10 protein-coding genes are annotated in these 13543 nt (G+C 70.0%); 6 read left to right on the top strand and 4 right to left on the bottom strand.

Going from position 1 to position 13543, the window contains the following annotated elements:
• Nucleotides 1–139: 139 nt before the first annotated feature.
• Nucleotides 140–1645, bottom strand: coding sequence for an N-acetylmuramoyl-L-alanine amidase (locus OHT51_RS25375; protein WP_328881221.1), 1506 nt, complete (start codon nt 1643–1645; stop codon nt 140–142).
• Nucleotides 1646–1786: 141 nt separating this feature from the next.
• Between OHT51_RS25375 and OHT51_RS25370 the strand changes: the two genes are divergently transcribed.
• From OHT51_RS25370 to OHT51_RS25355, 4 genes are all read left to right on the top strand, one after another.
• Nucleotides 1787–2542, top strand: coding sequence for a TIGR03089 family protein (locus tag OHT51_RS25370; RefSeq protein ID WP_328881220.1), 756 nt, complete (start codon nt 1787–1789; stop codon nt 2540–2542).
• Nucleotides 2543–3116: 574 nt separating this feature from the next.
• Complete coding sequence (locus tag OHT51_RS25365; protein ID WP_443052548.1) at nt 3117–4271, top strand: LCP family protein; 1155 nt, start codon at nt 3117–3119, stop codon at nt 4269–4271.
• Nucleotides 4272–4494: 223 nt separating this feature from the next.
• Nucleotides 4495–6315, top strand: a complete 1821-nt coding sequence (locus OHT51_RS25360) for an LCP family protein (RefSeq protein ID WP_328881219.1) — start codon at nt 4495–4497, stop codon at nt 6313–6315.
• A gap of 477 nt (nt 6316–6792) precedes the next feature.
• On the top strand, nt 6793–8370 hold the full coding sequence (locus OHT51_RS25355; RefSeq protein WP_328884426.1) for an LCP family protein: 1578 nt from the start codon (nt 6793–6795) through the stop codon (nt 8368–8370).
• Between the two features lie 21 nt (nt 8371–8391).
• Here OHT51_RS25355 and OHT51_RS25350 read toward each other — a convergent pair whose 3' ends face one another.
• Nucleotides 8392–9444, bottom strand: a complete 1053-nt coding sequence (locus OHT51_RS25350; protein ID WP_328881218.1) for a glycosyltransferase family 2 protein — start codon at nt 9442–9444, stop codon at nt 8392–8394.
• A gap of 141 nt (nt 9445–9585) precedes the next feature.
• Here OHT51_RS25350 and OHT51_RS25345 point away from each other — a divergent pair, with 141 nt between their 5' ends.
• On the top strand, nt 9586–11040 hold the full coding sequence (locus OHT51_RS25345) for an LCP family protein (protein WP_443052547.1): 1455 nt from the start codon (nt 9586–9588) through the stop codon (nt 11038–11040).
• Nucleotides 11041–11109: 69 nt separating this feature from the next.
• Here the strand turns inward: OHT51_RS25345 and OHT51_RS25340 are convergent, their stop codons facing one another.
• Entirely contained in the window at nt 11110–11667 is a 558-nt protein-coding gene (locus OHT51_RS25340; protein ID WP_328881217.1) for an acyl-CoA thioesterase, read from the bottom strand.
• A gap of 119 nt (nt 11668–11786) precedes the next feature.
• Here OHT51_RS25340 and OHT51_RS25335 point away from each other — a divergent pair, with 119 nt between their 5' ends.
• Nucleotides 11787–13058 carry an LCP family protein gene (locus tag OHT51_RS25335; RefSeq protein WP_328881216.1) on the top strand — a complete coding sequence of 424 codons (1272 nt, stop codon included), beginning with the start codon at nt 11787–11789 and terminating at the stop codon, nt 13056–13058.
• 64 nt (nt 13059–13122) lie between these two features.
• On the opposite strand, the gene OHT51_RS25330 is transcribed toward OHT51_RS25335, so the two are convergent.
• The gene (locus OHT51_RS25330; RefSeq protein WP_328427218.1) at nt 13123–13485 is read right to left on the bottom strand and encodes a four-helix bundle copper-binding protein; all 363 of its coding nucleotides are present in this window, start codon (nt 13483–13485) and stop codon (nt 13123–13125) included.
• Nucleotides 13486–13543: the final 58 nt, after the last annotated feature.

Below are 13543 nucleotides of genomic sequence, written 5' to 3'. Positions count from 1 at the left end.
GGCCGAACTGTCTTTCGGCCGGCCAGTGTATGCAGACCGTTGTGCGACGCCCTCGACGACCAGTGCGGCAGTGCGGCAGTCCGCCTCATGCCCCCGACGGCGGTGAATGCGATCCCGTGCCCCTGAACTCCGCGATCTCTCAGCGCCCCTGGTAGCGGGCCGCCGAAGCGCGGGCGGAGCCGAGCTTGCTGTAGAGCTGCCGGCCGGGGCACTCCGTGGAGAAGCCGTCCCGGTGGCCGGAGATCACATTCAGTCGTACGTTCTTTCCCTTTCGGTAGAGATTGCCACCGCCGGACTTCAGGTATGTCTTTCCGCGCGGATTGGCACCGTAGAGCCCCAGTTTCCAGGCCGTGAGCCGCGCCACGGCCTTCACCGAGGCGGCGGTCGGCTTGGTGACGCCGTAGCTGCCGAGGACGGCGATCCCCATGCTGTTGGTGTTGAAACCGCGAGTATGGGCACCCAGGACCGGCTTCGCCACTCCCCCGGCACGCCCCTCGTAGATGTTTCCGCACTTGTCGACGAGGAAGTTGTAGCCGACGTCACGCCAGCCCATGCTCACCACGTGGTAGCGGTAGATACCGCGAATGAGCGAGGGGACCTGCGAGCACGCATACTTGCTGCCGGAGGCCGTGTGGTGCACGAACGCCGCCTGCACCTTCTTCGTGTAGACGAAACTCCGCTCCCGCCAGCTCTCGTTCGCTCCCCAGCCGCGCCGCGTGACGATGCGCGGCCGTGGGCCGATGTACGGCTTCGCCCGCTGCTTCTGCGTCAACTCGGCACCGCGCAGCGCCAACAGCTCCCGCTCGGTGGCGGCCCGGCCGAGCTCGGCGATCTCGGCGGCGCCGACGGGCGCGAGGTCGGCGTTGGCGGCGGAGGCGGCCAGGGACTCGGCGGTCTCGAGGGTCTCGGGGTTGAGCGTTCCGGGACGCGGGGCGCCGGCGGTGTCGCCGCCCTGCGCGGGGGCCGGGTCGCCGGGGTCGACGAGTTCGAGGCGGAGGCCGTCGGGCAGCGTCGAGGCGGCCTCCGGGCGGGCTGTCGTGTCGTCACCACTGCCCGGCACACCGTCCTCGGGCTTCTCCGAGGCCGTCTCGGGTTCCCCGGTCGGCGTGGGCCCGGCGGGCCCGGTGTCCTCCGGAGTGACCCGTACCTCCACGCCGTCCGACTCCCCGACCCACAACGGCGCCGTGGAGCCGCGGACCCGGCCCGAGGTGGGTTCGTCGGTGCCGGGGTCGGCCGCGTGATCGGCGTTGTGGGTCTCGATGTCCTGCCAGCCGGACCAGGTGCCCGTGCCGACGGCGCGGGTACGGACCTGGACGCGGCCGTGCAGTTCGGCGTCCGGGTCGTCCCAGATGACGCCGACGAGGGAGAAGTGCCGTACGCCGCGGGGGGACAGGCCCTGTTCGGCGGGGGTACCGCTGGCTCGGTCACCGTCGAGGGGGGCGAGGGGCAGCGACTGGGTGCTGCCGGGGACGTACGACTCGCCGCCCGGCTGACGCACCGCCGGCCCGGCCACCGGCCCTGCGCTCGTGGCGACTTCCGCTCCGAGCGCCGGTCTCGCGGTCGCCGCGACGGCAGGTGGGGTGAGCGGGAGGGCCAGAGCGGCCGCGCACGTGACACCGATTGAGGAAGCAAGGAATCCACGCATACCAATGATGTTGGACATAGTCAGACAAACCTGTCCATTGGGGAGCTGACGGGGCGTCGGCATGCGACTCGTCCGAACCGGTGGCGGTCGGACGGCCCCGGCGGGGGGTGCGCGGGCACGTGTCCGCGTACGCTTGCGCGGGTGAATGCCACCGATCGCACCCCTGCCGACCTGCTGCGTTCCGCGCTGGCCGCGGATCCGAGCCGTCCCCTGGTGACCTTCTACGACGACGCCACCGGGGAACGCGTCGAATTGTCCGTGGCCACGTTCGCCAATTGGGTGGCCAAGACCGCGAATCTGCTCCAGGGAGACCTGGGCGCCGGTCCGGGCGACCGCGTCACCCTCCTGCTGCCCGCTCACTGGCAGACGGCCGTCTGGCTGCTGGCCTGCTCGTCGGTCGGCGCGATCGCGGACGTGGGCGGGGATCCCGCGGCGGCCGACGTGGTCGTGAGCGGGCCGGAAGGGCTGGAGGCGGCGCGGGCATGCCGGGGGGAGCGGGTCGCGTTGGCGCTACGGCCGCTGGGGGGCCGCTTTCCGCAGCCGCCGGCCGGCTTCGCCGACTACGCGGTGGAGGTGCCGAGTCAGGGTGACCGTTTCGCGCCGTACGCTCCGGTTGATCCCGAGGATCCCGCGTTGATCGTGGCCGGGCGGGAGTTCAGCGGGGCCGAGGTCGTGGAGCGGGCGCAGGCCGAGGCGACGGGGCTGGGGCTTACGGGGCCGGGCTCTCGGATTCTCTCCGCTCTTCCGTACGACACGTGGGATGGGCTCAATGCCGGGCTGTACGCGGCGCTGGCGACCGGGGGGTCCGTGGTGCTGTGCCGGCATCTCGAATCCCTGGGCGAGGATGGCCTTGCCAAGCGCATCGAGGCCGAACGGGTGACGGCGACAGCGCGGTAGCCTTCGGCGATTCCGCGAGCCTCGTCCTCCGGCGCCGCGCCGACCCCGAGGTTCCTCGCCCCCGCCGCCCCTACCCGTCCCACCCCCAGGGGCTCCGCCCCTTCAACCCCGCCAGGGGGCTCCGCCCCCTGGACCCCCATCGGCCTGAACGGCCTCGTCCTCAAACGCCGGACGGGCTGAATAACCCTGGCCGGCGCCGAAAAGAACCGTCGCGACGGTGCGCAGCCCCTGCGGGTGGGTGGGGGCCAGGGACGGTGGCGGCCTCGAACACCGCACGGGCTGAAAGATCCTGGCCTGCGCCTGGAAGGACCGTCGCCACGGTGCGCAGCCCCCTGCGGGTGGGCGGGGGCCAGGGACGGTCGCGACCGCAAACACCGCACGGGCTGCACCGCAGGCGCTACGCGCACCCCCACCGAAACAGCCACAGGCCGCCGCAGGCATCGCGCCGCCCAACCGCCGGAGGCGACCGTCACCCATTCAGCCCCCCACCACCCACCCCCCACCCCCCATCCAAGCCACGGTGGTAACAGCAGCCCACACCGCACGCACCACGCACTGAGGGGTGGACCCAGCCGTGACCGACTCCGCACGCGCGCGCCCCGGGGCCTCGGGCAGTAAGGCGGGCAGGGACAAGCGGTCCGTGCGGCGGTGGGTGCGGCGGGGAGCCCTTGGGGTCGGGCTGGTGGTCATCGCCGCCGGTGGGGCCGGGTGGGCCGTCTACGCCAAGCTCGACTCCAACATCACGCCCGACGAGGCCGCCGCAGCGGAACTCGCCCGGTACGAGAAAGAGCGGCCCACCGCAGGCGTCAGCGGCGCCCAGAACATCCTGCTCATCGGGTCGGACTCGAGGGCGGGCCAGGGAAACCGCCGCTACGGACGCGACTCCGGCACCGAGCGCTCCGACACCACCATCCTGCTGCACATCTCCGGCAAGCGCCGCAGCGCCACCGCCGTCTCGATACCCCGCGACCTGATGGTCGACGTCCCCGGCTGCCGGAAGTCCAACGGCTCCCGCAGCGAGCCTATGTTCGCGATGTTCAACTATGCCTTCCAGATGGGTGGTTCGGCCTGCACCATCCGCACCGTGGAGCGGATGACCGACATCAGGGTCGATCACCACGTGGTCGTCGACTTCCACGGCTTCAAGGAGATGGTCGACGCCGTCGACGGCGTGGAGATCTGTCTCAGCAAGCCCATCAACGACAAGGCCGCCAAGCTGAGACTCCCGGCCGGCAAGGTCACCCTCAACGGCGAGCAGGCCCTCGGTTACGTCCGCGCCCGCAAGACCCTCGGCGACGGCAGCGACACCGACCGCATGGACCGCCAGCAGCGCTTCCTCGCCGCGCTCGTTCACAAGGTGCAGAGCAACGACGTACTGCTGAATCCGGTCCGCCTCTACCCGGTGCTGGACGCCGCCACGTCCTCCCTCACCACGGACCCGGCCCTGGCCAGCTTGCGCGGTTTGTACGAACTCGCTCGCGAGGTGCGCGACATCCCCACCGAACGCGTGCAATTCCTCACGGTCCCGAGGGAGTCGTACATCTACAACGCCAATCGCGACCAACTCGTGGAACCCGAGGCCGAGCGACTATTCGAGCGACTGCGCCTCGACGCCCCGGTGGAAGTCGTGAATTCGCCCGAAACGTCCCAGGGGTCCGAGCCCTCGGACGACGCCTCCCCGGCACCCACCTTCCGCGGCAACACCGCCGCCCAGAACCCCTGCGGGTAAAGCGCTCACCAAGTCGACGAACCTTAGTTCAAAGAAATGAGCCGGATTGCCCAGTTGTAGGGACGTGGAATTTGTCACCGTCGTCGCTCGACGCTGAACTGGACGGATAGTGTGAGCGATCCGGTGCGCCCGGCCGTAGTTAGGCTTGCGCACTGTTTGACCGAGACCCGAGCGCCTTGGAGGGGTAGGCGCCGCGTGGCCCCGACGGAGGATTCTGACAACCGTGGACGCGCAAGGCCGTGGGCGGGCGGACGACATCGATCCCGCAGACCAGTGGGTGCTCAATCCGAATACCGGCGAATACGAACTGCGACTGGCTCCTTCCGCACCGCAGTCGTCGGTACCCGGACCACGTAGATCTGCCTCCCGGGCAGGAGCGGCATCCCGTGCCGGGGGCAAGACCGCCGGGGGCACGACAGCCGGGAGTGCGACAGCCGCGGGTGCGGGTGGCGGCGCGGGCGCCGGAGGTGCCGTACGCAGTCGCACCGCCGCCCCCGCCCGCGAGACGCGTCCCGCGCCGGGCCGTGAGGTCCCGTCACAGCGCAGGCGCAGGGGGGCACCCGAGGAGCCGCCGGGCCGGCGTGGCCGGCGGCCGGTCAAGAAGAACAAGGCGAAGCGGGCCCTGCTCTGGACCGGCGGAATCACCGCCTTCGTGGTGGTGGCCGCCGCCGCGGGCGCGTATCTCTACATCGAGCACCTCAACGACAACATCCAGTCCGTCTCCGACGACGGCGCGAGCACCGGTGGCTTCTCGAAGGACAAGGCCATCAACATCCTGCTCATCGGCACGGACAAGCGCACGGGCGCGGGCAACGACAAGTACGGCGACTCCGGCAGTGCCGGGCACGCCGACACCACGATCCTGCTGCACGTCTCCAAGGACCGCTCGAACGCGACCGCGCTGAGCATCCCGCGTGACCTGATCGTCGACATCCCGGACTGCCCGACCACTCAGGAGGACGGCTCCTCGAAGGTCATCGCGGGCGAGACCGGTGTCCGGTTCAACACCAGCCTCGGCCAGGAGGGCCGCACGCCCAGCTGCACCGTGCGGACGGTCACCGAGCTGACCGGAATCCAGGCGGACAACTTCATGGTGGCCGACTTCAACGCCGTGAAGACGCTGACGTCGGCGGTCGGCGGCGTCGAGGTGTGCCTCGCCAAGGACATCAACGACCCCGACTCCAAGCTCGACCTCCCCAAGGGCGAGCATGTGATCGAGGGCGAGCAGGCGCTGGCCTTCGTCCGCACCCGGCATGCCGTCGGCACCGGCGGCGACCTGAGCCGGATCGGCCTCCAGCAGCAGTTCCTCAGCGCGCTGATGCGCAAGCTGAAGTCGAACGACACCCTCACCAGCCCGTCGAAGATGATCAAGCTGGCCGAAGCGGGCACCAAGGCGCTCACTGTCGACTCGGCGCTCGACACCATCGACAAGCTGAAGGACCTCGGCCTTGAGCTCGGCAAGCTCAACACCAAGAACCTGACCTTCACGACGGTTCCGGTGATAGACAACCCGACGGAGAAGGTCCGGGCGACGGTCGTCCCCAACCCGACCACGGCTCCCCAGGTCTTCCAGGCGATCCAGAACGACGTCTCCTTCACCGCGGTCAAGGAGCAGAAGAAGAAGGAAGCCGCCGCCGTGGCCGCCCGGCTCAAGGGCACCAAGGCCGACCCCGCAGATGTGCGGGTGCAGGTCTACAACGGCGGGGCCCCCGCGGGCAGCGCCCAGGAGACCCTCACCTGGCTGCAGACCGAGGAGGGCGTGGAGAAGTCCGAGAACGCGGGCAACGCCCCGGAGTCGCTGTCGAAGACGACGCTGGAGTACGCGCCGGACCAGGCGGACCAGGCACGTTCCCTCGCCGCGCTCATGGGGCTTTCCGGGTCCGCGTTGAAGCCCGGCAAGAGCGTGACCAACTCCCAGGGCCTGCCCACGATGACGCTGACGCTGGGCAAGGACTTCAAGGGTGCCGGCGTATCGCTCACGGCTCCGAGCAAGGCACCCGATGTGGAGAAGTCCACGGCCGACAAGGTGGAGTGCGCGAAGTAGTCACTCAACGGGCCCGTCCGACCGTCTGTTGGCGTGCGGCGGGCCCGTTCCGCTCGGAAGCCCCCGGCAGGGCATCCATGGCCCCCGCATCTGCGGTACGGCACCGCGGCACGCAATTTCCGGGTACGGAATCTGCGGGTACGGAAACTCCAGTACGCAAACTCGGGCGGGGAACGCAACTGTGGCCGACTCTCGTTGGTCTGACACAAGACGTGGTTGTGTCAGGCGACGTTGGCCCGACACTCCACGCGGCCGTGCCGAGCGTGGATTTTGCCGACACGTGGCCAACCGGGCTCGGGACCACAGGGGTCTGACAGGTTGCGAACCGACGTCGGACAGGGTGGTCCGACATGGTTCGCTCCACACCGGACAGGGAGGTCCGGCGCGGGGCGGAGCCGTGTCGGGCAAAGGGTGGGGAAGGGCAGACAGTTGGCGCAGAGCAGTGTGCGTGGGGCGGCCACCGCCGTGGAGGACACCATGTCCCTCACGCCGCAGGCCGACCAGGACACGCCGGCCGACCAAGGCGGCCGGCACGGTGGCGGGGGTTCCAGGGGCGGCCGTGGGAGCGACGGCAGACCCCGCAAACGGCGCGTGCTGCGCTGGTCGGCGACGGTTCTGGCGGTGGTGATACTGGGCACCGCGGGTGCCGGGTATCTCTACTACCAGCACCTCAACGGCAACCTGAAGAAGGACGACCTCAACATCGGCGACGCCAAGGACCGCGCTGCCGAGACCGAGGCGAACGCGGCCGGTCAGACGCCGCTGAACATCCTGCTGATCGGCTCGGACGCCCGGGACAGCAAGGAGAACCAGAAGCTCGGCGGCGCCAAGGAGACCTTCGGCGGCACGCCCCTCGCCGACGTCCAGATGCTGCTGCACGTCTCGGCCGACCGCACCAACATGTCGGTGGTCAGCATGCCCCGCGACACGCTGGTGGACATCCCGAAGTGCACGGACCCGGACAGCGGGGACGTCTACCAGGCCCGCGAGCGCGCGATGACGAACCAGTCGCTCGGCCGCGGCGGCCCGGGGTGCACGGTGGCGACGTGGGAGAAGCTGACCGACATCCACATCGACCACTTCATGATGATCGACTTCTCGGGCGTGGTGTCGATGGCGGACGCCATCGGCGGTGTCCCCGTCTGTGTGAACGCCAACATCCACTCCAAGGACAGCCAGGGACACGGCTCCGGGCTGAAGCTGGAGAAGGGCACCACGTACGTCAAGGGCGAGCAGGCCCTGCAGTGGCTGCGCACCCGGTACGGCTTCGAGGACGGCAGCGACCTGGCCCGCGCCAAGGCGCAGCACCAGTACATGAACTCGATGGTCCGCGAGCTGCGCAAGAACGCCAAGCTGAGCAACCCGGGCAAGCTGCGCGCCCTCGCCGAGGCGGCCACCAACGCGCTGACCGTCGACCCGGGCCTGGGCACGGTGGCCAAGCTCTACGACCTGGCCGGCGAGCTCAAGAAGGTGCCGACCTCGCGCATCACCATGACGACGATGCCCAACCGCTACGTCGGTTCGCGCGTCGAGCCCACCGAGGACGCGACCAAGCTGTTCCGGCTGGTGCGCGAGGACATCGCTCTCGACGGCAAGGACAAGAAGAAGGCCACCGAGGAGAAGACCTCCACCGATCCGGCCGCGGCGGACGACGAGATCGCCGTGCAGGTGCAGAACGGCACCCGCACCGACATCCTCGCCCCGGCCCAGGGCCGCGCGACCACCGTCGCCGGGTTGCTCGTCGACGAGGGCTTCACGCAGGCCGTTGCGGACTCCTCGACCACGCCGATTGCGGACACCACACTCATCCGCTACCCGAGCGCCGACCTGGAGGGCGACGCCCAGCGGCTCGCCAAGGCCCTCGGGATCCCCGCCGACGCGGTCGAGAGGTCCACGGACGTCTCGGGCGTCACCCTCGTCGTCGGCGCGGACTGGCGGGAGGGGACGGCGTACAAGGCCCCGAAGCAGGACGACAAGACACCGGACACGGCGGAGGCGCTGAACGCCTCCGACACCAAGGCCTGCATGAAGGTGGACCCGGACTTCACGTGGTGACGGGCGCCCCGCCCGGCGGGCTCAGCCGGCGCTGTCGACGCTGAGCACGGCCGGGCGGCGGGAGGCGATGACCTTCCTCGCCAGGGCCCGCGGGCTGGTCAGGAAGCCGTAGCCCCAGGACATGTGCATGGTGGCGAGGGCGACCGGGATCTGGAGGCGTGCCTTCAGCGGGAGACCCTTGCCGGCCGGGAGCGAGCCCGCGGTGATGGCCGCGAGGTAGCCGCCGGGGACGACCAGCGCCCACGGAGTGACCAGGGCGCCCAGCACGAGGCCCGCCGCGATCGCGCACACCGCCGTCGGCGGGGCGAGGTAGCGCAGGTTGATGGAGCCGGCGTGGTAGCGGGCGACGACGTGCCGCCAGCGGCCGTAGTCCTTGTACTGCTTGGCGAGGGCCTTCACCGACGGCCTCGGACGGTACGACACCTTCAGCTCGGGCGAGAACCAGATCAGCCCGCCCGCTTCCCGGATCCGGAAGTTGAGCTCCCAGTCCTGGGCGCGGATGAACTCCTCGTTGTAGCCGCCCTGTTGCTCCAGCGCCTCGCGCCGGAAGACGCCGAGATACACGGTCTCGGCCTGCTGGGCCTCGCCGCCGGTGTGGAACGCGGCGTTGCCGACGCCGATCTTCGAGGTCATCGCGGCGGCGACGGCGTGCTCCCAGTCGTTCTCGCCCTCGGCGTGCATGATGCCGCCGACGTTCTGCGCGCCGGTCTCCTCCAGGAGCCGTACGGCAGTGGTGATGTAGTTCGGCGAGAGCATGCCGTGGCCGTCGACGCGGACGACGATCGGGTGGCGCGAGGCCTTGATCGCGGCGTTGAGGGCGGCGGGGGTGCGGCCGGTCGGGTTCGGGACGGTGTGTACGCGCTTGTTGTCCGAAGCTGCCGTCTCGGCCACGAGCTCGGCGGCGATCTCGTCCGTGCGGTCCGTGGACGGACCGAGGGCGATCACGACCTCCATCTCGCCGGCGTACTCCTGCGCGAGGATCGCTTGGACTGCTCCGCGCAGATGCCGCTCCTCGTCGAGGACGGGCATGATCACGGACACGGCGGGGAGCTGCACGTCGGGATTGGCGTTCATAGGGGGCTCACGTTACCGCGAACGGGGGACACGGGTGCGCCCCGCCGGGGCCGGTGCTCCGGGCAGCAGATCGTATGGGCCTACGGTGCTCACGGATCCCACGTACGGCCCCCAGGGCAACCCCAGCGGAGGTATCCCCCCATGCCCACGCCGCCCCGCCGCTCTTCCGCCCCGTCGCAGCGCAGCCCGCAGCCGCCCCGTGGCGGGGCGCGGCGGGTCGCGCCCGTACGGCGGAGGCGGCCCCGGTGGGCCATGCGGGCGGTGACCACGCTGTCCGTCGTGGTCCTCGCGTCCGCCGGGATCGGGCACGCGGTGGTCACCAGCCTGGACGCGAAGATCGCGCGGGTGGACCCGTTCAAGGACATGAAGAACCGGCCTCAGGCCGGGAACGGGATGAACGTCCTGCTCGTCGGCACGGACGGCCGCGACCGCATCAGCGACGAGGAGCGGCGCAGGTACCGGCTCGGCGGCGCCCCCTGTCACTGCACCGACACGATCATGATCGTGCACATCTCGGCGGACCGGGAGCGGGCGAGCGTGGTGAGCCTGCCGCGCGACTCGTACGCCGAGGTGCCCGCGGGCGAGGGGCGCAAGGCCCATCCCATCAAGATCAACGCGGCGTACGCGGAGGGCGGGCCGAACCTCACCGTGCGCACGGTCGAGCACATGACCCATGTGAAGATCGACCACTATCTGGAGGTCGACTTCACCAGCTTCATGAAGACGGTGGACGTGGTCGGCGGTGTGCGGATCTGCACCGCCGAGCCGCTGAAGGACTCCTACACCGGGCTGGACCTGCCGGCCGGCACGCATCGGCTGATGGGCGGGGAGGCGTTGCAGTACGTCCGCGCGCGGCACGTCGACAGCGACTCCGACCTGGGCCGGGTGCACCGTCAGCAGCGGTTCATGGCGGCGCTGATCGAGCGGGCGACGTCGTCCGGGATCCTGCTGAACCCGATGCGGTTCCGGGACGTGACGCGGGCGGTGCTGGGGTCGGTGCGGGCCGACAAGGGGTTCGGCACGGGTGAACTGCTCGACCTCGGGCGGGCGATGCGGAACTTCTCGCCGTCGTCGTCGGAGTTCACGACCGTGCCGATCGGGCAGCTGGCGTACGAGGTGAAGGGCCTCGGCTCCACGGTGAAGTGGAACACCTCACAGGCCGAACGTCTCTTCCGGGCCCTGCGCGAGGACAAGCCGCTGGCCGCGCAACGGCCGAAGAGGCGGGCCGTCCCGGTGGAGGTCGCCCCGCAGCAGATCCGCGTCCAGGTGGAGAACGGCACGGCGACGGCCGACCTCGGCAAGCGCGTGGACGCTGCGCTCGCGACGGCGGGGTTCCGCACGACGGGCCGCCCGGTGGCCGCGGCGGACCGCTCCGTGAAGCGCACGGTCGTCGCCCACGACCCCGGCTGGGACCGCTCGGCGAAGTCCTTGGCAGCCGCACTCCCGGGAAGCGAACTGCGCCCGGTGAAGGGGCTGGGCCCCACTCTGAAGGTGATCGCCGGGACGGACTTCAGAAAGGTACGCAAAGTACGCGCCGAGGACCCGACCCAGGGCCAGGCGACGGTGGTACGGGGCGATGAGGCGGGGTGCTCCTAGCCGGGCCCCGCCCTGACGGCAACCCACAGCAGCCGGCACCCGCAGCGCCGCCCGCCTTCGGCAACCGTCTCAGTCCTCGTACCCCTCCGCCGCCCTCTTCTCGCGGAGTTCCTTGATGGCTCGTCTGCGGGCCAGACGGTGGGTGCGGCGGATCTGGGCCTCCTGGTTGCGGCGCTTGTCGCGTTCGGTTTCCGGGAGTACCGGGGGGACGCGGCGTGGCTTGCCGTCGGCGTCGACCCCGGCGAAGACCAGGTAGGCCGAGCCGACCTGGGTGGGCGGCGCGGACTCGTTCCAGCGTTCGGCAAGGACTCGTACGCCGACCTCCATCGAGGTCCGGCCGGTCCAGTTGACCTGGGCCTTCACATGGACGAGGTCGCCGACGCGGACCGGCTCCAGGAAGACCATCTCGTCCATGGACGCGGTGACGGCGGGGCCGCCACTGTGCCGGCCGGCCACCGCGCCCGCGGCGTCGTCGACGAGTTTCATGATCACACCGCCGTGCACCGTGCCCAGGAGGTTGGTGTCGTTGTGGGTCATGATGTGGCTGAGCGTGGTGCGGGATGCGGAGGTCGGCTTGCCCGGGATCTCCGGAGTGCCCGACTCTGCGGCGGTGACCTGGTCTGTCATGGCCTCCACCTTATGCCGCGTCGACATTCGCGGACTTTGTGTTGGGTTCGCAACAGCCGTGCCTCTATTTTCCGCCGAACCTTGTAAGTGACCTGGCCATGCCCTGCACACTGGGGCGCATGAATGACTGGCCCCAGGCACCCGACGACAACCGCGGCCACCGCTACGGACGCGGCAGCGCGAGCCCGCAGCCGGAGAGCGCGCGCGTGATGCGGCAGGTCCGCCGCGGCCAGGCGGCGCCCCCCGGCCAGGGCTACGGCGGGGTCCCGCAGCAGCCGTCGTACGTGAACGGCCAGGGCCACGGCGGCTACGGCGACGACGGGTACGACAGCGGTTACAACACCGGCCAGGTGTACGGCGGTGGCGGGGGTGGCCGCGACGGCGGCGGGATGCGCGAGCCGCGTCCGGCGCCGAACTGGCGGCGTCGTATCAAGGTGACGACCATCACGCTGGTGACGGTGCTGGTGGTGACGTCCGTCGCGACCTACTTCTGGGCCGACTCCAAGCTCAACCGCGAGGTCGACCTGTCCATGGTCATCGACCGGCCGGAGGCGGGCGAGGGCACGAACTACCTCATCGTGGGCTCCGACAGCCGTGAGGGACTGTCCGACGACCAGAAGAAGGACCTGCACACCGGGTCCGCCGACGGCAAGCGCACGGACTCGATGATGATCCTGCATGTCGGCAGCAACGGCGACACCCTGATCTCGCTCCCCCGCGACTCGAACGTCACGATCCCGTCGTTCAAGGGCTCGGACTCCGGGAAGGTCTACCAGGGCACCGGCCGCCAGGTGAAGCTGAACGCGGCGTACGCGGAGGACGGTCCCGAACTGCTGGTCCGTACCGTCGAGTCCAACACCGGTCTGCGCATCGACCACTACGTCGAGATCGGCTTCGCGGGCTTCGCCAACATCGTGGACGCCGTCGGCGGCGTCGAGATCGACATCCCGCAGGACATCAAGGACTCCAAGTCCGGCGCGGACTTCAGGAAGGGCAAGCAGACCCTGAACGGCCAGGACGCGCTCGCCTTCGTCCGCACCCGGTACGCGCTGGCCGGCTCCGACCTGGACCGTACGAAGAACCAGCAGAAGTTCCTCTCGGCGCTGGCCAACCAGGTCGCGACCCCGAGCACCGTCCTGAACCCCTTCAAGCTGTACCCGACGATGGGCGCCGGCCTGGACACCCTGATCGTCGACAAGGACATGGGCCTGTGGGACCTGGCGTCCATGTTCTGGGCGATGAAGGGCGTCAGCGGCGGTGACGGCAAGTCCATGAACATGCCGATCTCGGGCAACTCCGCGAACGGCAACCTCCAGTGGGACACCGCCAAGGTGAAGACGCTGGTGGAGCAGCTGAAGAACGACGAGAAGGTCACCGTCTCGGGCAACTGAGGCACCGAACGGCAGCAGTCGAGGGCACCCCGGCGGGGTGCCCTCGACTGTTGTCAGACGGTCGTCACATCGTGGCGCCCGCCATCGCGCGGCAGGTCGTGGCACAGCGGCGACACGCCTCCGCACAGCGCATCATCTGGGGATCGTCCGGCATGGACATACACGCCTCCGCGCACATCTCGCAGGCCTTGGCGCACATCGCGCACATCTCGGCCGACATGGGCGAGCGGCGCATCATCATGTCCGCGCACATACGGGTCGTCTCGGCGCAGTCCATGAGCGCCCGCATGATCTGCATCTGAGCCTGGCCGCCCATCTGCATGCAGGAGCTCATGGTCTCCTCGCAGATGCTGTGGCAGTTCAGGCACGCGTCGACGCAGTCCTGCATCTCCTTGCTCATCGCGGGCATCGTCTGGGGCTGGGTCATGGCTCCTCCTGGGGGGTGCGGGAGCCCGGGGGCGGGCCCCGTGCCCTTCCGTCCTACG

The sequence above is a fragment of the Streptomyces sp. NBC_00299 genome, assembly GCF_036173045.1.
GTDB classification, from domain to species: domain Bacteria; phylum Actinomycetota; class Actinomycetes; order Streptomycetales; family Streptomycetaceae; genus Streptomyces; species Streptomyces machairae.
This window is presented reverse-complemented; position numbering and strand designations above follow the sequence as displayed.